Below are 241 nucleotides of genomic sequence, written 5' to 3'. Positions count from 1 at the left end.
AGTAGCTCAGTGGTAGAGCTATCGGCTGTTAACCGATCGGTCGTAGGTTCGAGTCCTACCTGCGGAGCCATACAGAGAAGTACCCAAGTGGCTCAAGGGGCTCCCCTGCTAAGGGAGTAGATCGCTAACGCGGTGCGAGGGTTCGAATCCCTTCTTCTCTGCCATACATATTGGCCCGTTGGTCAAGTGGTTAAGACACCGCCCTTTCACGGCGGTAACACGGGTTCGAATCCCGTACGGG

1 tRNA gene is annotated in these 241 nt (G+C 56.0%); it reads left to right on the top strand.

The annotated features are described in order from the left end of the window. The first annotated feature begins 73 nt into the window (after window positions 1-73). A tRNA-Ser gene (locus QO049_RS30675) sits at window positions 74-164 on the top strand. Window positions 165-241 lie beyond the last annotated feature (77 nt).

Source organism: Bacillus sp. RB3 (assembly GCF_030164735.1).
In the GTDB taxonomy this organism is placed as follows: domain Bacteria; phylum Bacillota; class Bacilli; order Bacillales; family Bacillaceae_G; genus Bacillus_A; species Bacillus_A cereus.
Note: the sequence above shows the minus strand (reverse complement) of the source record. Positions and strands in the feature narration are given on the sequence as shown.